Raw genomic sequence first — 19,115 nt, 5'->3', positions numbered from 1 at the left:
ACTGGATCGCATGGTCGCCGAGCGGCTGATTGAATACGTCGAGTTCCCGCCCACGTCACGGCAAGTATCAGTGCTTCACCGAGGCGCGTCTGAACGATCTGATGCCGTGGGCTGCGATTAATGTATTCGCCGACGTCGAAGAAGGGCAAGCGCGTATGTCGAGCGACTGCTCGCCTTGAAGAAAATGCGGCCGCGTTGTGACCCCTCGCGATGCCAATGGTCCATAGCCATTTCAGCCGTGCGCATGCGTGACAGCGCACCGGCCAGATAAGTCGGCTAGCTAGAAGTTTCCGTTGGCAAACCGGGCGATCGGGTCGTCGTTCGTTTGCGATGGGGCAGCGAGGCCTCGTGAGGCCGTCGAGGCTCGCATGATCTGCACGCCGCCGTTATCGGCCGGTGCGCGTTCTGCCGCATCTGCCTGCCGCGCCTGGCGTGCCTGACGTGCTGCGACTGAAGGGGGCGGTGGCGGCTCGAACGCATCGGCGGCTGCGTCGATTGCATCGGCTCCTCGCGCGGTGGCCGTTTGGGAAACTGGCGGGGTACCTGCAGCGGCTTGCCGCTGATCCGGTGCGCTCGCACCGCCGTCATACCCACTGGCCTGAGCCGACAGAGCAGGCGTCGGCGACACTGCGCCTGCTGCGCGCGCCTGAATTTGCGCCGCGCTCATAGCAGGCGGCGGAGGTTCAAAGGGATCCGCCTGCGGCCCGCGCGTGACCGCCGTGGCCGCAAGGGCCGGCTCGGCCGCCGCAGTCGCTGGCGCGCGCGGCTCGGCGACTGCGCGAGACGTTACTGGGGAGGGCGACGAACCGGTCGCATAGACGGGAACTGCTCGGGACGCAGCCAACGGTGCGTTCGCCGCCGGCGCTTCGCCGCTTCGATCTGCCGTGCTCGCCGCCTGTGTTACCGCACGCTCCGTCTGAGGCGCCGCCGCCTGGTAGCTAGGCGCGTCGAACGGCACCGGCTTCGCGGCCGGTCCGGCCACCCGGCGAATGCCGTCGAAGCGCTTCGCCCAATAGGGATTGGTCAAATAATCGAGCCGCACAGTGCCGCCCGTCGACGGTGCGTTTACAAAGCGCAGCTTGCCTACATAGATGCCTACGTGCGAGTGCGCGCGCCCGGTCGTGTTGAAGAAAATCAGATCGCCCGGCGCGATCTCGTCCGGTTCGACCGATTCGCCGCGTCCGCTCATATCGGCGGTCGTGCGGGGCAAATTCACTGAAGCCGCGCGCGACACCACATAGCGAACCAGGCCACTGCAATCAAAGCCGCTATCGGGCGTGTTGCCGCCCCAACGGTAGGGCACGCCGACAAGGCTCATTGCCTGAATAGAAATTTCCTCGCGGCCAATGCTGTGGTCGACGAAGTTGGGGAAACCCGGTGGCGGCGCGCGGTACGCCCCGTTTGCGACGGTAACGGCACTTGACGAACCGCGCGACGACGTCTTCTGCGGCGCGCCGGCACAGGCGGCGAGCAACAACACGGTCAGCAGCGAGAACGCAAGTCGGCGCATGAAAGAGTAAAGCGGTAAACGCTCGTTTAATGACGGACGATGTCCGGATGGTAGCCGGTGAAATGCGGAAGCGGCAAGAATTCTTGACAAATTACTTGAAGTTCGTGCGCTAAGTGTTGCTGGCCAAAGACGCCGCGGCAATGAAAAAGCCGCGCCCGGAAAGTTCCGGGCGCGGCTCCGAGGTCCAGCCAGCTAATTGAATCTTAAAGGATTTCGGACGCGTAATCGGCGAGGCGCGAGCGTTCGCCGCGGGCGAGCGTCACATGACCGCTGTGCGCCCAACCCTTGAAACGGTCGACCACATACGTCAAGCCCGAACTGCCTTCCGTCAGATAAGGTGTGTCGATCTGGGCGATATTGCCGAGGCAGATGATCTTCGTGCCGGGACCCGCGCGGGTGACCAGCGTTTTCATCTGCTTGGGCGTCAGGTTCTGCGCCTCGTCGATGATCAGATACTTGTCGACGAACGTCCGTCCGCGCATGAAGTTCATGCTCTTGATCTTCAGGCGCGAGCGGATCAGTTCCTGAGTCGCGGCACGGCCCCATTCGCCGGCTGCGTCGTCGGTTTTCTGCAGCACTTCGAGGTTGTCGTCGAACGCGCCCATCCACGGCTGCATTTTTTCCTCTTCCGTGCCCGGCAGAAAGCCGATGTCTTCGCCAACCGGCACCGTGGCGCGCGTCACGATGATCTCGTTGTAGCGCTTGTCGTCAAGCACTTGTGCGAGACCTGCCGCGAGCGCAACGAGTGTCTTGCCGGTGCCGGCCTGGCCGAGCAGCGTCACGAAGTCGATCTCGGGGTTCATCAACAGATTCAGCGCGAAGTTCTGCTCGCGGTTGCGTGCCGTAATGCCCCACACGTTGTTTTTGTGGTGGCCATAGTCACGCAGCGTTTGCAGCAGCGCTGTTTTGCCGTTCAACTCGCGCACTAGCGCGTGGAACGCCGGCTCGCCGTTCTGCGGCTCGAGATAAACGAATTCGTTGACGAGCATCGACGGGCACAGCGGACCGGTCACACGGTAATACGTGGTACCCGTCTTGGTGTCCTGCCAGCTCTCCATGCCCTTCGCGTGCCTCGTCCAGAAGTCCTGCGGCAGCGCGCGGATGCCCGAATACAGCAGGTCGCTGTCTTCGAGCACCTGGTCGTTGAAGTAGTCTTCGGCGGGCAAGCCCAGCGCGTGCGCCTTGATGCGCATATTGATGTCTTTCGACACCAACACGACCTGGCGATCCGACCGGTCGCGCTGCAACGCGCGCACGACGCCGAGAATCTGGTTATCGGCCTTGCCTTCCGGCAGACCTTCAACCGGTTCGATCGCGGTCAGCTTGGTCTGGAAGTACAGACGCCCGGACGCCTCGCGGCTGCCCAGACGCGCGAGCGAAATGCCCTCAGACATGTTGCCCGCGTTCGCCACCAGTGCGTCCAGCGTGCGGCTCACCTGGCGAGCGTTGCGCGCGACTTCCGACATGCCTTTCTTATGGTTGTCGAGTTCTTCCAACGTCATCATCGGCAGATAGACGTCGTGTTCCTCGAAACGGAACAGGCAGCTCGGGTCGTGCATCAGCACGTTCGTGTCCAGCACGAAGAGCTTCTGGACTTCGACCGGCTCGGCGGCGGTGCCGCGTTTTTTACTCGTGCCGCGCGCGGTAGGCGCGGCGGCCGGCGTACTCGCCGTGGGCTGCTTCGCGCTCGGCGTGCGTGCGACGGCCGGCTGCGGCTCGGCGGCGGGTTCGGCGTGCGGACGGGCAGCGGGAACCGGTTGCAGCAGCGCGGCGGTTTGCCTCGTCTTGCGGCCGGAGCCCGACGCGCCGCGTGCCTGAGCGGCCTCGTCGGCTGCGGTCCCCGTTACGGCCGCCGACGATGCCGGCACCGGTCGCAACGTGGTCGCGGCATTGGCCGCGTGCGCCATGGGTGTGGCGACGTTCGCGCGGCCGTAATCGGCCGGCTCCGCGGATTCGCCTTCGGCCTGTTTCTTCGAAGCGGGGCGCGCCGGTGTGGCGGCTTTGGCTTTGTATTCGTCAGGCGGCAGGAGATTGCCGAGCTTGCTGGGGGGGGTAGGCAAAGGCATGGTTTCCCTCGAAATAATCGGGTCACATATCGTGCGCCGCCTGTCGCATTCTGCCCGTGCCGATGTTGCGCACGCAGTTTGCGCCCGGAGGCGCGCATTCGGTCTAGAGATGCCGGTTCGCCTGGTCTTCGATCGGCTCCTTAACGATAAACGCGCGGCCGAGTGAACGAACGGCTGCGCGCAATAAAAAAGCCGCCGCCCCGGCGTACGGGGCAAGCGGCTCGCCTACGGTGTTCGCATTGCGCCTGACGACTCCGACGGACCTGATAAATCCGGCAAAGCAGCCGTCGAATGTGGCGCAGCGACGAAAATTTTGGGGTGGACAGGCACTCATTGCAACCCAATATAACGCGCCTCAAAGCGCTTGTACAGCCTCCAGAATCTCGTCGACATGCCCGGGCACTTTCACGCCACGCCACTCCGTGCGCAGCACACCGTCACTATCGATGAGAAACGTGGAGCGCTCGATTCCCCGTACTTCTTTGCCATACATTTTCTTCATTTTGATGACGTTGAAGAGCGCGCACAGCTTTTCTTCCGGGTCGGAGATCAGCGGGAACGGCAATTCGAGCTTTGCCTTGAAGTTCTCATGCGAGCGCAGGCTGTCGCGCGACACGCCGATGATTTCCGCGCCGGCCTTCTTGAACTTCGGATAGAGATCGCGGAACTGCAGACCTTCGGTCGTGCAGCCGGGCGTGTTGTCCTTCGGATAGAAATACAGCACCACCTTCTTGCCCCGCAGTTTGGACAGCGTGATCTCGCCTCCGGTGGCGGGAGCGGTGAAGTCGGGGATGGGTTGGTCGACTGCGATGGACACGAGGTTCTCCGGTTGTTATAGGCGGCGGCGCGGTGTGAATCCGACAAGGCGGCGTCGGCCTGGCATCGAGTTGGGGAAGGGGCTACCGGTGCGCGCATGTTCTCGCGTGGCGGTTGGGTCGTCAGGGCGGGCTGCCGGACAGCAACTCAACGGCTGCGTGAAGTCAGCATGCGGGGCGGCCAGTCACGGCTGGACGATCAGCTCGCCGGAGCGCCCTGGAATTTCGCCCCACGTAACAGGGTACGATGGCAGCGCGCCGCGGTCCAGCGTGGCGTAGTAATCGCCCATGGTCGCGAACGTGTGGCCCTGTGTACGCCAGCCTTCCAGTAACTGTTCGAAGATCGGCGCGAGCTTCTGGCCCTCGAGTTCCGCGTGCAGTGTGAACACCTGATCGTGCGGATTCTTTTCTGTGTGCTTCAGCATGAAGGCCGCGACGTTGTGTTCGTCCACGCCGTCCACGCCGAGTACTTCGTCCAGCGTTGGCAGCGTGGTCGGCATCTGCACATGCGCGAGCGTTCTTCCGTCGACCACAGGGACATACGGCGAATGGCCCCGGCCGTCAGACGCGTAGTGCATGCCCCACGCGTCGATCTGCTCGAACGCATGGCCGTTCATCTGCCATCCGGCCGCGCCATGCGTGACGGGCGGCGCACCGAAGATGTCGATGAAACGGTCGTGGCTTTTCTGCATTTGCGCCGACGTCCACGCGCGATCTTTCGAGCGCACGTTGTCCTGCCAGTACACGTGATCCCAGGTATGAATGCCGCACTCGAAACCGGCTTCGTGGATCGCCCGCATTTCCGCCGACGCCTTGGCTCCAATGTCCGGCCCCGGCAGCAGCACGCCGTACATCAACTGCTTGAGCCCGTAGTGCTCGACCACCGACGTGCGCGACACCTTCTGCAAAAAGCCCGGCCGCAGCACACGGCGCATCGCCCAACCTGTGTGATCGGGGCCGAGGCTGAAGAGGAAAGTAGCGCGGGCCTTGAAGCGGTCGAAAATACGCGCGAGATTCGGCACGCCTTCGCGTGTGCCGCGCAGCGTGTCGACGTCGATCTTCAGGACGATTCGGGCCAAGGATCAGCCCTTACTGCTGTTCGACGAGCGCGCGTGCTTCGCCGACGTGGCCGCGATACGCTTCGAAAATCTTGCGCAGCGCTTCGTCGAAGGTGGACTTCGGCGCCCAGCCGAGTTCCTGCATCGTATTGTCGATCTTCGGCACGCGATTCTGTACGTCCTGATAACCGGCGCCGTAATACGCGCCCGACGACGTTTCGACCAGTTGGACTTTTTTCGCGGTGTCCGCGTATTCCGGAAATTCCGCGGCGAGCGTCAGCATCTTGTGCGCGAGTTCACGCACCGAGAAGTTATTGGTCGGGTTGCCGATGTTGTAGATCTTGCCCGTTGCAACGCCGTCCTTGTTCTCGATGATTTTCATCAGCGCGCCGATGCCGTCGTCGATATCCGTAAACGCGCGCTTTTGTGCGCCGCCGTCGACGAGGCTGATGTTCTCGCCCCGCACGATGTGGCCGAGGAACTGCGTGACCACGCGCGAGCTGCCTTCCTTCGGCGTGTAGATCGAGTCGAGGCCCGGGCCGATCCAGTTGAACGGACGGAACAGCGTGAAGTTCAAACCCTCCATGCCGTAGCCCCAGATCACGCGGTCCATCAACTGCTTCGAGCACGCGTAGATCCAGCGCGGCTTGTTGATCGGACCGTACGACAGTTGCGATTCTTCCGGATCGAATTGCTCGTCCGTGCACATGCCGTAGACCTCGGAGGTCGACGGAAATACCAGATGCTTGCCGTACTTGACCGCCGAACGCACAATCGGCAGGTTCGCTTCGAAGTCGAGTTCGAACACGCGCAGCGGCTGCTTCACGTAGGTAGCCGGCGTGGCGATCGCGACCAGCGGCAGAATCACATCGCACTTCTTGACGTGATATTCGACCCACTCCTTGTTGATCGTGATGTCGCCTTCAAAAAAGTGCATCCGCTCATGATTGATGAGATCGCCCAGACGTTCGGTCTGCATGTCCATTCCGAAAACTTCCCAATCGGTCGTTTCGAGAATGCGTTTGGACAGGTGATGGCCGATGAAGCCGTTCACACCCAGGATCAGGACTTTCTTCATAAATGTCGGGGAGTTTGAATGAGCTGGGCGAATGTGGCCGGAGTGACGACGGTTTCAGTGCCGTCGTGCTGATGCCGCAATTCGTGGATGGCGATCGCGCGACCGTCGCCGCATATCGCGAAAACGCCATTATCGCCTACGTGCAGGCCCGGCGGCAAATCCGGGCGAAGCGCGCCCGGCGCCGCAAGCCGCGCGCGCGCGACGACGAAACGCCGGCCGTCGATGTCGGTGAACGCGCCGGGATAGGGCGGCGCGACCGCGCGGATCAGGTTGTAGACCTGTTGAGCCGGCTGTGTCCAGTCGATGCGGCCGTCCTCCGGCTTGCGCCCGCCGTAGTAGCTGCCGTGCGAGAGATCGTTCGGCAGATGCGGCGCTTCGCCGGCGAGCAACGCCGGCAGGACGCGCCACAGCGTCTGCTCCGCGGCCACCGTGACTTTGTCGAACACTTGCGCCGCCGTGTCGTCGGGCAGAATCGGCACCGGCGTTTGCGCGATGATTGCGCCCGCGTCAGGCTTCGCGGCCATTTCGTGCAGCGTCGCGCCGGTTTCGGTTTCGCCGTGCAGCACCGCCCAGTTGGTGGGCACGCGGCCGCGGTACTTCGGCAATAGCGAGCCATGCATGTTGTAAGCCCCGCGCGCGGCGAGCGCGAGCAGGTCGACCGGCAGCATGTGGCGGTAGTAGAACGAGAAGATGAAGTCGGGATGTGCCGCGCTGACGGCCGCTCGCAATTCGGGACTCTTCGGGTCCGCGGGCGTCACCACAGGAATGCCGTGCCCGGCCGCGACCGTCGCCACGCTGCCGAACCAGATGTTTTCGGTAGGGCTGTCTTCGTGTGTGACGACGAGCGCCACGTCGACGCCGCGCGCGAGCAGCACCTGCAGGCAGCGCACGCCGACGTTGTGATACGCGAATACGACGGCGCGCGGTTTCATCGGTTCGGGCCCTCGTCGTGATGGTCGGCGAGCGGTGCCGGTTGAATCGCCTGCACGACGGTTTGACGCGGCATTTCAACCGCGGCCGCGCCGTCGCGCTGTTCGAGAATGGTCTGCACCAGATAGCGCGGGCGCGCGCGCACCTGTTGATAGATCCGGCCGATATATTCGCCGAGCAGCCCGAGCGCGAAGATGATCACGCCGAGCAGGAAGAACGTAATGGCGAAGAGCGTGAACACACCCTGAACTTCCGCCCCGATGATGAACCGCCGTATCAGCAGCAGCACGAACAATGCCGCGGAGCCGAGCGACAGGATCACGCCGATGAACGACAGCCACTGCAGCGGCACGACTGAAAAGCCGGTCACGAGGTCGAAATTCAGGCGGATCAACGAATAAAGCGAGTACTTCGATTCGCCGGCAAAGCGCTCCTCGTGCGCGACTTCGATCTCGACGGGATTCTGCGCGAACGTGTACGCAAGCGCCGGAATGAACGTGTTGATTTCGCCGCAGCGATTGATCGTGTCGATGATGTGACGGCTGTACGCGCGCAGCATGCAGCCCTGATCGGTCATCTTGATGCGCGTGATGCGCTCGCGCAGCCGGTTCATCACGCGCGAAGCCTTGCGGCGCCACAAGCTGTCCTGACGTTGCAGGCGAATCGTGCCGACGTAGTCGAAGCCTTCGCGCATCTTGTTGACCAGCTTGCCGATTTCTTCCGGCGGGTTTTGCAGGTCGGCGTCGAGCGTAATGACGATTTCGCCGCGCGACTGTTCGAAGCCCGCGAGAATCGCCATGTGCTGCCCGTAGTTGCCGTTCAGCAGGATGACGCGGGTCGTGTCGGGGCGCGCGCGGAACTGCTCGGCGAGCAGCGCGGCGGATTTGTCGCGGCTGCCGTCGTTGATGAAGATCACTTCATAAGACGTGCCGAGCGCGTCGAGCGCCGGATAGAGCCGCGCGAATAGCGCCGCAAGCCCGGCTTCCTCGTTGTACACCGGAATGATGATCGACACTTCCGGTGCGACGGCGCGTTGTTCCGTATAAATCATTTCCGCTTATTTTCCGTATTGTTCGCAAATTTCGTTGACCGCGCGGCACACGCGCTCTACGTCGCCTTCGTTCATCAGTGTGAAGAGCGGCAACGTGACGTTCGTCGCGCCGAAACGCTCGGCGTGCGGGAACATGCCTTCCGTGAAGCCGCGCGCGCGGTACAGCGAGAACAGATGAATGGCCGGATAGTGCACGCCCGAACCGATGCCGCGTTCTTTCAACTGGCCCATGAAACCGGCGCGGTCGATTGAAAGCTTCTCCAGCGGCAATGTGATCTGGAACATGTGCCAGTTGCTGTTCTCGAAGTCGGCGAAAGGCAGTCCAACGCCCAGCTTCAGTGCGGCGCCACCCTCGAAGCCGGCGAAGTATGCGCGCGCCAGTTTCCTGCGTTGTGCGAGAAAGCGTTCGAGGTGCGGCAACTGACCGAGGCCCACGCGCGCGGCGACGTCCGTCAGATTGTATTTGCCGCCGAGCACGTCGCAGTCCATGCCGTCGAAGCCCGTGCGGGTGATGCCCTGCAGCCGGTATTTTTGTGCGAGGACGGCTTCGTTCTCGTCGTTCAGTACGAGTGCGCCGCCTTCGATCGACGTGAGGTTCTTGTTCGCGTGAAAGCTGAACGAGACCATGTCGCCGATCGCGCCGATGCGCTTGCCGTTCCACGTCGAGCCGAACGCCTGCGCGGCGTCTTCCACCACACGCAGTTTGTGCTCGCGCGCAATCGCGTACAGGCGGTCCATGTCGACGGGCAGGCCAGACAGATAAACCGGAATCAGCGCTTTGGTGCGCGGCGTGATCGCCTTCTCGAGCTTGTCGAGGTCGATGTTGCGCGTGACCGGGTCGATGTCGGCGAATACCGGCGTCGCGCCGACTTCGTAAATGACGTTGCTGGTCGACACCCACGAGGCGGGCGTCGTGATCACTTCGTCGCCTTCGCCCACGCCGGCAATGCGCAGTCCGATCTCGAGCGTCGCCGTACCGGAGTTGAACGTGCGCACGGGACGGCCGCCGCAGAATTCAGAGAGCGCCGCCTCGAACTTCTGGTTCTGCGGGCCGGTGGTGATCCAGCCCGAGCGCAGAACGTCGGCTACACCGCGGATCGTTTCTTCATCGATCTCCGGCTTGACGAACGGCAGGAACGGCAGAGGCGGAACGGTTGACTGGGTCATGAATACTTCGCTCGATCGAAAGGGCCGCGGCCTGAAGGGGCGCGGTGAACACACACTACGCGCAAATCCGGGCCAAGGCTAAAAAGGGTGCAAACCGCGGAGCATACCGCGATCAACCTTACGTTTTGCTTAGCCAGTGCGGATGCCGGCTTACGCTATCTTTGCGGCAGCTTTGCTGCGGTTCGTTCGTGGTGCGCTAGCTGCGCGCGACTATCACCACGCCCACCAGAATGACGCCGATGCCGACCAGTTTCTGCACCGACAGCACCTCGCCGAACAGATACCACGCGGCGAAAGCGTTGACGACATAGCCGAGCGACAGCATCGGATAGGCAATCGACACATCCACGCGCGACAGCCCGACGATCCAGACGGCCAGGCTGATCACATAGCAGGCCACACCGCCGATGATCGGCGGCTGCGTCGCAATGCGAAAGGCAACCGGCACGATGTTCGCACGGGTGAATTCGAAGTGTCCAACCGCATTCGTTCCGGCTTTGAGCAGCAACTGCGCGCCGGCGTTCAACGCGACGCCGGCGAGAATGCAAAAGAGGGAAATGGGGTTCATCGGTCGTTCAGGTCCTGATATGGGGTCACTGCTGGGTTTTTTCCACCGGCGCGGCCACCGCGCCCGCTGCGAGCGGCTTCATTACGACGACGCGGCGCGAGTCCTGGGCAACGACCTGCATCGGCAGGCCTTCTTTCAGGAGCCGCTCGTAAGTGGAGGGCGGAATCAGTGCGAGTGCGTAGCGGTCGGCCTTCCAGCGCTCGACCCACGCCTCGACCGACGGCAGCCATTTCTGCGGTTCCACCGACACGCCGAACGCAAGTTCATCGGGGTGTTCGACCATCGTCATCGTATGGCCGATGTAGAACGGCAGCGTGTGGTCGAGCACGCCGACCGAGTAGAACGGCGTGTCGGCCGGCAACTTCGCCATCTGCGCCTTGATAGCGGGCGCGAGCGGCGCGCCGGAACTGAGGCGGCCGAACACGTCGTGACCGATGCCGGCGATCGTGCCGAGCAACAGCCACGCCGCGCCGAAACTCGCGATCGTGCCGAGGCTGCCGGCGCGGCTGCGGCGATTGAGCCACAGTGCGGCGAGCGTCAGCACGAACGCGACGGCAAGGGCGGCCAGTACCCACGTGCGGTACTGCGCGTACAGTTCGGCGGGATTGCGCTGGCTACCGAAGCGCGGCAGAAAGAGCGCGGCGAATGCAGCGACTACGAGAAATAGTGCATAGCCGGCGAGATGGCGGCGCCACTGGTCCCGCGTGACGAGCGGCAGGTACATTCCGATCAGAAGCGCGATGGGCGGCGCGATCGGGAGCGTGTACGAGAGCAGCTTGGAATGCGACGCGCTGAAGAAGAGGAAGATGAAGCCGGTCCAGACCAGCATCATCGTGACCGGCGCGAAGCCATTCGGCTGGCGCGGCAGGCGCCACGCGTGACGCACACTCTGCAGTACCACCGAGAGCCAGGGCAGGAAGCCGACGATCAGCACCGGCACGAAATAATAGAACGGCCCGGGACGGTTCTGCTCGGGCGTCAGGTACCGCTTGAACTGCTGAACGATGAAGAAGAAGTTGAGGAACTCGGGATTGCGCTGCTGCACCAGCACGAACCACGGCGTGACGATCGCGAAGAACACGATGAGGCCGCCAATCAGATGCAGGCGCTTCCACACCGCCCAGTCGCGCGCGACCAGCGTGTAGATCACCAGCACGGCGCCCGGCAGAATGACGCCGACGAGGCCCTTCGACAATACGGCGAGCGCCATCGAACCCCAGCACAGCCACATCCAGCCGCGCACACGGGAGGTCTCGAGATTTGGGCGCTGAGCGAGCAGCAATGCGCACAACGTGAGTTCCATCCAGAACGACAGGCCCATGTCGAGCGTGTTGAAGTGGCCCATCAGGTTCCAGTAGGGCGACGTCGCGAGCACCAGCGCTGCAAACACGCCGGTCGCCGCATTGAACACGCGCGCGCCCGTGAAGCCGATCAGCAGCACGCCGGCGAATCCGGTGAGCGCCGTGTAGAGCCGCGCCTGCCATTCGCCGATGCCGAACCACGCGAACGTGAGCGCGTTCGCCCACGTTTGCAGCGGCGGCTTCTCGAAATATTTGTAGCCGTTGTAGCGCGGCGTGATCCAGTCGCCGGTCACGAACATTTCCCGCGCCATTTCGGCGTAGCGGCCTTCATCGCTTGGCAACAGATGGCGCCACCCGAGCGGCACGAACCAGATGACGGCAAGGGCCAGCACCAGCAACAGAATCGCGGTGCGGTTGAGCGGTAGCCTCGACGGCGTATCGTTCATCGATTTAAACCTTTCTGGCAACGCCGCGTGGGCGGCGCTGCGTTGTTATTCGGAATGGGCGGCGGCCCTGAGCTTCGTGGCCCACTGCTGTGCTGCTGTGCCTTGGCTCGCGCCAGGTCTTATGGCCGCTCACGTGCCGGCGCATTTCGCGCGCCGCCAAAATCGCAAATGTCAACACCGCCGGCTTCGCATAGATGGCGCGCAGTGTACGTGATCGTCCGTGACCCGGCGAGGGCGGGGCTGCTGCAAGTCGCGTGAGGCGCTCTCCCAGCGCGCCTGGAGCAGCGCTGTCGCCAGCAATGAGGTCCGCACTCCGGGCCACGACAGCAACGCTAGCCGAACGCATCCGCCCAATTCGCGCCGCGGCGGTCGACCCAAGGCCGCCGACGCGGCAGTTACGGCGTCTGCGCACCGGTTGCGAGGCCCGCTAGCCTTCGATCAGCAGCGCGGCCGCGACCTTGCGGCCCTCGGCCATCAAGATGTTGTACGTGCGGCAGGCGGCCTTGAAGTCCATCGTTTCGACGCCGATGCGTTTGGCGGTGAGCGCGGCAGTCAGGCGCGGGTGCGGAAACCGCAGCCGCTCGCCGCTGCCGAAGATCACCACTTCGGGCGCGGGCTCGACCAGCATCGAGAAAAGCTCGGGGCTCAGTTGCTCGAAGGACGAGACAGGCCAGGGAATGACAGGCGCTTCCGGAAGCACGAGGAGGCTGCCGGAATGACGCACCAGATTGATTTCGACATAGCCGTCGCCGTAACCGGTCACGGTATTGAGGGCGCCGCTGGAATCCTGATGTAATTTCAAATTCGTTTTCCGAAGTCGTCGCGAGACATCATGCGTGTTGGCGGCCTGGTCGTTGCAAGCACGAGCCGGGCGGTCAGACGCGAGTGGGACACGAAAGGGCCAAAAAAGCTCCCGTTGCGGTTCCGTCACGGTTCGTTGTGGTCCCGTTACGGTTGGTGCATTGCGGAAGTCGGCCAAAATCCGCTAAATTATAACTTTTTAGCCGCCCAGCGGCGCCTCTCGCCAAGCGCCGCCACAAGCCGCGCTGACGATCCGGGGCGGGTCTATCGGCCACGCGCCCTGGTTTTGCCCGCTTTCGTCCGCTTTTGTTCCGCTTTAGCGAGCGCTTTAGCCTGCTTTAGCCGGTCTCGCTGGTGCATCGGCGCAATCCGCCGCAAAGGGCTCCGAGCAGACTCTGCACAGAACCTCGGGAAGTGGCCGCGCAGGGCGGCCCAACCCGCGCCGGCCGCGCCCGTTTGCCCGTATCCGCGAACCCGGCCGGGGCGTTCAGTTGTTTGCCGGTGCCCGCGCCCGTGTCCGTTCGCCCGAAGCTGCAGGCCCGAGGCTCCAAGCCAATTAACCAGGATGAAGTGCCCGCCGTGAAACCGATTCTCAAATCCAACAAGTTGTTGAATGTCTGCTACGACATTCGCGGGCCCGTCCTCGAACACGCGAAGCGGCTCGAAGAAGAAGGCCACCGCATCATCAAGCTGAACATCGGCAATCTCGCGCCGTTCGGTTTCGAGGCGCCCGACGAAATCATTCAGGACATGATCCTGAACCTGCCGGGCTCGTCCGGCTACTCCGACTCCAAAGGTGTGTTCGCCGCGCGCAAGGCGATCATGCATTACACGCAGCAAAAGGGCGTACACGGCGTCGAGCTGGATGACATCTACATCGGCAACGGCGCCTCGGAGCTGATCGTGATGGCGTTGCAGGGGCTCCTGAACGACGGCGACGAAGTGCTGCTGCCCGCGCCCGACTATCCGCTGTGGACGGCCGGCGTGAGCCTCTCGGGCGGCACGCCGGTGCACTACATCTGCGACGAAGGCAACCGCTGGATGCCCGACCTCGACGACATCCGCGCGAAAATCACGCCGAACACGCGCGCGCTCGTCGTCATCAACCCGAACAACCCGACCGGTGCGCTGTACTCCGACGAACTGCTGCTGGGCCTGATCGAGATAGCGCGTCAGCACGGCCTCGTGATCTTCGCCGACGAGGTGTACGACAAGATCATCTACGACGGCAAGACGCATACGTCAATGGCGGCGCTCTCCGAAGACGTGCTGACGGTCACGTTCAACAGCCTGTCGAAGAGCTACCGCTCCTGCGGCTACCGCGCGGGCTGGATGTTCATCTCGGGCCTGACCGGCGAGAACCGCCGCAGCGCGAAAGACTACTTCGAAGGGCTCGGCATTCTCGCGTCCATGCGCCTGTGCCCGAACGTGCCCGGCCAGTACGCGATCCAGACCGCACTCGGCGGCTATCAGAGCATCAACGACCTGATCGTGCCGAGCGGGCGCCTCTACAAGCAGCGCGAGCTCGCGTACGACATGCTCACGTCGATCCCCGGCGTGAGCTGCGTGAAGCCGGAAGCGGCGCTGTACATGTTCCCGCGCCTCGACCCCAAGGTTTATCCGATCCAAAACGACCAGCAGTTCATCCTCGACCTGTTGCTGGAAGAGCGCGTGCTGCTGGTCCAGGGCACTGGCTTCAACTGGAAAACGCCGGATCATTTCCGCGTCGTGTTCCTGCCGAATGTCGACGACCTCGCGGATTCCATCAACCGGATCGCGCGTTTTCTGGACGGTTATCGCAAACGTCACACGGCCTAGCGCACAATAGGCGACTCGCGCTTCGGCGGCGCATTGCATCCGACACCCGTTTCCTCGTGAGAAAACGCCGGGCCGCCCGAGCTTTCTCACCCCCTCGGGGCCTCGCGCGAAGCGCCAGGGTTGGGGGCACTTTTTAAACATTTACTCGAAAACACGCTGCATGGAACCGATCAAAGTTGGACTGCTGGGCTTCGGCACGGTAGGCAGCGGCACCTTCACGGTACTGCGCCGCAATCAGGAAGAAATCAAACGCCGGGCCGGCCGCGGCATCGAGGTGTCGCGCATTGCAGTGCGCAATCCGGCGAAGGCGAGCGCGGCGCTGGGCGCTGACGCGGCGAGCGTGGCGCTCACCGACGACTTCAACGCGGTGGTCGACGATCCTTCGATCGACATCGTCGCGGAAATGATCGGCGGCACGGGCGTGGCGCGCGACCTGGTTTTGCGCGCAATCAAGAACCGCAAGCACGTGGTCACGGCCAACAAGGCGCTGCTCGCGGTGCACGGCACGGAAATCTTCGAAGCGGCGCGCGCCAACGGCGTGATGGTCGCGTTCGAGGCGGCGGTAGCGGGCGGCATCCCGATCATCAAGGCGCTGCGCGAAGGGCTCACGGCGAATCGCATCCAGTACATCGCGGGCATCATCAACGGCACGACGAACTACATTCTTTCGGAAATGCGCGACCGCGGGCTCGACTTCGCGACCGCGCTGAAGGCCGCGCAGGAACTGGGTTACGCCGAAGCCGATCCGACCTTCGACATCGAAGGTGTGGACGCCGCGCACAAGGCGACGATCATGAGCGCGATCGCGTTCGGCGTGCCGGTGCAATTCGACCGCGCGTATGTGGAAGGCATCAGCAAGCTCGCCGCAATCGACATTAAATACGCCGAGGAACTCGGCTATCGCATCAAGCTGCTCGGCATCGCGCGGCGCACCGACAAGGGCATCGAATTGCGCGTGCATCCCACGCTGATTCCGGAAAAGCGCCTGCTCGCCAATGTGGAAGGCGCGATGAACGCGGTCGTCGTGCACGGCGACGCAGTCGGCACCACGCTTTACTACGGCAAGGGCGCGGGCGCGGAGCCGACGGCGTCCGCCGTGGTCGCCGATCTGGTCGACGTGACGCGCCTGCATACGGCCGACCCGGAGCATCGCGTGCCGCATCTGGCTTTCCAGCCGGATAGCCTGTCGAGCACTCCGATTCTGCCGATCGACGAAGTGACGAGCGGCTACTACCTGCGTTTGCGGGTCGCCGACGTGACGGGCGTGCTGGCCGACATCACGCGCATTCTGGCCGACACCGGCATTTCGATCGACGCGCTCCTGCAAAAGGAATCGGAGCACGTCGATGCAAACGGCAAGGGCGAGACCGACATCATTTTGATCACGCACGAAACGGTTGAAAAAAATGTCAATGCGGCGATCAGGTCGATCGAAGCGTTGCAGACCGTTGTCTCGCAAGTCACGAAGCTGCGCATGGAAGCGCTGAACTAGGCCGAACTATGAACTACCTCTCCACGCGCGGCGCCGGAGCCGGCGAGCGCCACACTTTTTCCGACATTTTGCTCGGCGGTCTCGCAAAAGACGGCGGGTTGTACCTGCCGGCCGAATACCCGCGCGTCAGCGCGGATGAACTCGCGCGTTGGCGCACGCTGCCGTATGCAGATCTCGCCTTCGAAATACTGTCGAAGTTCAGCGACGACATTCCGTCTGAAGACCTGCGCGCGCTGACCCGGAAGACCTACACGGCGCAAACATACTGCAACGTGCGCGACGACGAAGGTGCGGAGCAGATCACGCCGCTCAAAACACTCGGCGTCGAGAACGGCGCGCCGCTGTCGCTGCTGGAGCTGTCGAACGGTCCGACGCTTGCGTTCAAGGACATGGCGATGCAGTTGATCGGCAACCTGTTCGAATATGCGCTCGCAAAACACGGCGAAACGCTGAACATTCTCGGCGCGACTTCGGGTGACACCGGCAGCGCCGCCGAATACGCGATGCGCGGCAAGCAGGGCATTCGCGTGTTCATGCTGTCGCCGCACAAGAAAATGAGCGCGTTCCAGACCGCTCAGATGTACAGCCTGCAAGACCCGAACATTTTCAACCTCGCGGTCGAAGGTGTGTTCGACGATTGCCAGGACATCGTCAAAGCCGTTTCGAACGACCACGCGTTCAAGGCGAAGTACAAGATCGGCACGGTCAATTCGATCAACTGGGCGCGCGTCGTTGCGCAAGTCGTTTATTACTTCAAGGGCTATTTCGCCGCGACGAAGAGCAACGACGAGCGGGTGTCGTTTACGGTGCCGTCGGGCAATTTTGGCAACGTGTGCGCGGGTCACATCGCGCGCATGATGGGTCTGCCGATCGAAAGACTCGTGGTGGCTACGAACGAGAACGACGTGCTTGACGAATTTTTCCGCACCGGCATCTACCGCGTGCGCAAGGCCGCGGAGACGTACCACACGAGCAGCCCGAGCATGGACATTTCGAAGGCGTCGAACTTCGAGCGTTTCGTGTTCGATCTGCTCGGCCGTGATCCGGCGCGAGTGCTGCAGTTGTTCCGCGACGTCGAGGAGAAGGGCGGTTTCGACCTCGCGGCGAGCGGCGACTTCGCTCGCGTGAAGGAGTTCGGCTTCGTGTCGGGCCGCAGCAGCCACGACGACCGCGTTGAAGCGATTCGCGACGTCTTCCAGCGCTACGACACGATGATCGACACGCATACGGCAGACGGCCTGAAGGTGGCGCGCGAACATCTGCAACCCGGCGTGCCGATGATCGTGCTGGAGACGGCGCAGCCGATCAAGTTCGGCGAGACGATTCGCGAAGCGCTGTTGCGCGAGCCCGAGCGTCCGGCCGCGTTCACGGGGCTGGAGTCGCTGCCGCAGCGTTTTGAAGTGCTGCCCGCCGACGCACAGCGCGTGAAGGACTTCATCGTGGCCAATACGAGCGCGTAATTGCGACTGGCGCGCGGGCCAGCGGCGCGCGTGACATGCCTCGCCGGTAGTGTTGACGCCGAGCCGGCGGTCGGGTCGCGTTGGACGCGGCGCGCTTGCCTTACCCGCTGCGGCGAGCGCCTCAGAACTCCGCCGCGCGCCGCAAAAGCTTCCAATAAGCGCGGGCGTGACAAGGCTCGGCCTTCGGCCGCTACAATGTTCTTTTAACCTGCGGCTTCGAACCCCAGATGTCCACACCCACGCCCCGCGCTCCGATGCTCGCCACCGCCGACGCATTGGCGACCCTGCTCAGCGCTGCGAGCCCGGTCATCGGCACCGAATTCATTCCGACGCTCGAAGCATCGGGCCGCGTGCTTGCGGCGGATGTCGTCTCGCCGCTCGACGTCCCGCCGATGAACACCAGTTCAATGGATGGCTACGCGATCCACGCCGCCGACGTGACGACGCACGGCAACCGCCGTCTGCCGGTGTCGCAACGCATCCCCGCCGGTCATGCGCCCGAGCCGCTGAAGTCCGGTACGGCAGCCCGCATTTTCACCGGCGCGACCGTGCCGCCGGGTGCCGATGCCGTCGTGATGCAGGAGCAAACGGAAGCCGACGGCGATGAGGTCACTATTTTGCACAGTCCCCGGCCCGGCGAATGGATCACCGCGCAAGGCGCCGACATTCAAAGCGGCTCGGTCATCCTGCCGGCCGGCACGCGGCTCACGCCGCAGGCGTTGGGGCTTGCCGCGTCGGTCGGTTGTGCTGAACTGGAAGTTCGCCGTCGGGTGAGAGTTGCAGTTTTCTTCACCGGAGACGAGTTGACCATGCCCGGCGAGCCGCTGAAGCCCGGCGCAATTTACAACTCGAATCGCTTTACGCTGCGTGGACTGCTCGAGAAGCTCGGCTGCGAGGTGAGCGACTTTGGCATCGTCGCCGACCGGCTCGATGCGACGCGCGACCTGCTGCGTGAAGCCGCGCACGCGCACGATCTCATCCTGACGTGCGGGGGCGTGTCCGTTGGCGAGGAAGATCACGTGAAGCCGGCCGTCGAGGCGGAAGGACGCCTCGCGATGTGGCAGATCGCGATGAAACCCGGCAAACCGCTCGCGTTCGGCGCCGTGCGCCGCGGCGTGGGCAGTGGTGAGGCCAGCGCTGAGGCCAGCGCTAATCACGCTTCTGATCCGAAGCATGCCGCCGCGTCGGTGGCTGTGCCGTCGTCGGCCGAAACGTTTTTCATTGGTCTGCCCGGCAACCCTGTGTCGAGCTTCGTGACCTTTCTGTTGTTCGTGCGTCCGTTCATTTTGCGGCTTGCGGGAGTGCAGGCGGTCGCACCGCGCGCGCTGTCGTTGCGGGCCGACTTCACCCAGAACAAGGCCGATCGCCGCAACGAATTCCTGCGTGCGCGCATCAACAGCGCTGGCGGCCTCGAACTGTTTCCGAACCAGAGCTCGGCCGTGCTGACGTCGACGGTATGGGGCGACGGTCTGATTGACAATCCGCCCAATCATGCGATCAGCGCCGGCGAAACCGTGCGTTTCATTCCTTTTTCCGAATTGCTGAATTGAGGCC

General features: G+C 63.3%; 16 protein-coding genes. 5 read left to right on the top strand and 11 right to left on the bottom strand.

The genetic code is table 11. From position 1 onward, the window contains the following. Nucleotides 1-29 precede the first annotated feature (29 nt). The gene (locus BCA01S_RS38025) at nucleotides 30-179 is read left to right on the top strand and encodes a hypothetical protein (RefSeq protein WP_156955068.1); all 150 of its coding nucleotides are present in this window, start codon (nucleotides 30-32) and stop codon (nucleotides 177-179) included. Between the two features lie 101 nt (nucleotides 180-280). Here BCA01S_RS38025 and BCA01S_RS20140 read toward each other — a convergent pair whose 3' ends face one another. The 11 genes from BCA01S_RS20140 to BCA01S_RS20075 form a co-directional block, all read right to left on the bottom strand. Beyond that, the gene (locus BCA01S_RS20140) at nucleotides 281-1,510 is read right to left on the bottom strand and encodes an NlpC/P60 family protein (protein ID WP_027778449.1); all 1,230 of its coding nucleotides are present in this window, start codon (nucleotides 1,508-1,510) and stop codon (nucleotides 281-283) included. 203 nt (nucleotides 1,511-1,713) lie between these two features. Continuing rightward, a complete protein-coding gene (locus BCA01S_RS20130) occupies nucleotides 1,714-3,576 on the bottom strand; it encodes a PhoH family protein (RefSeq protein WP_027778448.1) in 1,863 nt (620 codons plus the stop codon). A gap of 355 nt (nucleotides 3,577-3,931) precedes the next feature. Further along, nucleotides 3,932-4,393 carry a peroxiredoxin gene (locus BCA01S_RS20120; RefSeq protein WP_027778447.1) on the bottom strand — a complete coding sequence of 154 codons (462 nt, stop codon included), beginning with the start codon at nucleotides 4,391-4,393 and terminating at the stop codon, nucleotides 3,932-3,934. Between the two features lie 183 nt (nucleotides 4,394-4,576). Beyond that, on the bottom strand, nucleotides 4,577-5,470 hold the full coding sequence (locus tag BCA01S_RS20115) for a polysaccharide deacetylase family protein (protein ID WP_027778446.1): 894 nt from the start codon (nucleotides 5,468-5,470) through the stop codon (nucleotides 4,577-4,579). 10 nt (nucleotides 5,471-5,480) lie between these two features. Then, nucleotides 5,481-6,527, bottom strand: coding sequence for a bifunctional UDP-4-keto-pentose/UDP-xylose synthase (locus BCA01S_RS20110; protein WP_020065820.1), 1,047 nt, complete (start codon nucleotides 6,525-6,527; stop codon nucleotides 5,481-5,483). Continuing rightward, nucleotides 6,524-7,459 (bottom strand): formyltransferase, encoded by a 936-nt coding sequence (locus BCA01S_RS20105; protein ID WP_027778445.1) that lies wholly within the window; start codon nucleotides 7,457-7,459, stop codon nucleotides 6,524-6,526. Before BCA01S_RS20105 ends, BCA01S_RS20110 begins: the two co-directional genes overlap by 4 nt. Further along, nucleotides 7,456-8,508 (bottom strand): glycosyltransferase, encoded by a 1,053-nt coding sequence (locus BCA01S_RS20100; protein ID WP_027778444.1) that lies wholly within the window; start codon nucleotides 8,506-8,508, stop codon nucleotides 7,456-7,458. The genes BCA01S_RS20105 and BCA01S_RS20100 overlap by 4 nt, the downstream gene beginning before the upstream one ends. 6 nt (nucleotides 8,509-8,514) lie before the next feature. After that, nucleotides 8,515-9,675 carry a DegT/DnrJ/EryC1/StrS family aminotransferase gene (locus tag BCA01S_RS20095; protein WP_027778443.1) on the bottom strand — a complete coding sequence of 387 codons (1,161 nt, stop codon included), beginning with the start codon at nucleotides 9,673-9,675 and terminating at the stop codon, nucleotides 8,515-8,517. Between the two features lie 196 nt (nucleotides 9,676-9,871). Continuing rightward, on the bottom strand, nucleotides 9,872-10,243 hold the full coding sequence (locus tag BCA01S_RS20090; RefSeq protein ID WP_027778442.1) for an SMR family transporter: 372 nt from the start codon (nucleotides 10,241-10,243) through the stop codon (nucleotides 9,872-9,874). A 25-nt stretch (nucleotides 10,244-10,268) separates the two neighbouring features. Further along, nucleotides 10,269-11,990, bottom strand: coding sequence for an ArnT family glycosyltransferase (locus tag BCA01S_RS20085; RefSeq protein ID WP_027778441.1), 1,722 nt, complete (start codon nucleotides 11,988-11,990; stop codon nucleotides 10,269-10,271). Nucleotides 11,991-12,417: 427 nt separating this feature from the next. Further along, nucleotides 12,418-12,792: an Mth938-like domain-containing protein gene (locus BCA01S_RS20075; protein ID WP_027778440.1), complete on the bottom strand. Its 375-nt coding sequence runs from the start codon at nucleotides 12,790-12,792 to the stop codon at nucleotides 12,418-12,420. A 569-nt stretch (nucleotides 12,793-13,361) separates the two neighbouring features. Here BCA01S_RS20075 and BCA01S_RS20070 point away from each other — a divergent pair. From BCA01S_RS20070 to BCA01S_RS20055, 4 genes are all read left to right on the top strand, one after another. Next, nucleotides 13,362-14,609, top strand: coding sequence for a pyridoxal phosphate-dependent aminotransferase (locus BCA01S_RS20070; protein ID WP_027778439.1), 1,248 nt, complete (start codon nucleotides 13,362-13,364; stop codon nucleotides 14,607-14,609). A 160-nt stretch (nucleotides 14,610-14,769) separates the two neighbouring features. Next, the gene (locus tag BCA01S_RS20065) at nucleotides 14,770-16,101 is read left to right on the top strand and encodes a homoserine dehydrogenase (protein ID WP_027778438.1); all 1,332 of its coding nucleotides are present in this window, start codon (nucleotides 14,770-14,772) and stop codon (nucleotides 16,099-16,101) included. Between the two features lie 8 nt (nucleotides 16,102-16,109). Beyond that, nucleotides 16,110-17,561, top strand: coding sequence for a threonine synthase (gene thrC, locus BCA01S_RS20060; protein WP_027778437.1), 1,452 nt, complete (start codon nucleotides 16,110-16,112; stop codon nucleotides 17,559-17,561). Between the two features lie 227 nt (nucleotides 17,562-17,788). Further along, nucleotides 17,789-19,111, top strand: coding sequence for a molybdopterin molybdotransferase MoeA (locus BCA01S_RS20055; protein WP_027778436.1), 1,323 nt, complete (start codon nucleotides 17,789-17,791; stop codon nucleotides 19,109-19,111). The last annotated feature ends 4 nt before the right edge of the window (nucleotides 19,112-19,115 follow it).

It is taken from the genome of Paraburkholderia caledonica NBRC 102488, from assembly GCF_000685095.1.
GTDB lineage: Bacteria > Pseudomonadota > Gammaproteobacteria > Burkholderiales > Burkholderiaceae > Paraburkholderia > Paraburkholderia caledonica.
This window is presented reverse-complemented; position numbering and strand designations above follow the sequence as displayed.

Excerpts from the sequence above, each read along its gene's own strand:
- BCA01S_RS20140 (WP_027778449.1), bottom strand. The coding sequence starts at position 1,510 with ATGCGCCGACTTGCGTTCTCGCTGCTGACCGTGTTGTTGCTCGCCGCC.
- BCA01S_RS20130 (WP_027778448.1), bottom strand. The coding sequence starts at position 3,576 with ATGCCTTTGCCTACCCCCCCCAGCAAGCTCGGCAATCTCCTGCCGCCT.
- BCA01S_RS20110 (WP_020065820.1), bottom strand. The coding sequence starts at position 6,527 with ATGAAGAAAGTCCTGATCCTGGGTGTGAACGGCTTCATCGGCCATCAC.
- BCA01S_RS20105 (WP_027778445.1), bottom strand. The coding sequence starts at position 7,459 with ATGAAACCGCGCGCCGTCGTATTCGCGTATCACAACGTCGGCGTGCGC.
- BCA01S_RS20100 (WP_027778444.1), bottom strand. The coding sequence starts at position 8,508 with ATGATTTATACGGAACAACGCGCCGTCGCACCGGAAGTGTCGATCATC.
- BCA01S_RS20095 (WP_027778443.1), bottom strand. The coding sequence starts at position 9,675 with ATGACCCAGTCAACCGTTCCGCCTCTGCCGTTCCTGCCGTTCGTCAAG.
- BCA01S_RS20090 (WP_027778442.1), bottom strand. The coding sequence starts at position 10,243 with ATGAACCCCATTTCCCTCTTTTGCATTCTCGCCGGCGTCGCGTTGAAC.
- BCA01S_RS20085 (WP_027778441.1), bottom strand. The coding sequence starts at position 11,990 with ATGAACGATACGCCGTCGAGGCTACCGCTCAACCGCACCGCGATTCTG.
- BCA01S_RS20065 (WP_027778438.1), top strand. The coding sequence starts at position 14,770 with ATGGAACCGATCAAAGTTGGACTGCTGGGCTTCGGCACGGTAGGCAGC.
- thrC (WP_027778437.1), top strand. The coding sequence starts at position 16,110 with ATGAACTACCTCTCCACGCGCGGCGCCGGAGCCGGCGAGCGCCACACT.
- BCA01S_RS20055 (WP_027778436.1), top strand. The coding sequence starts at position 17,789 with ATGTCCACACCCACGCCCCGCGCTCCGATGCTCGCCACCGCCGACGCA.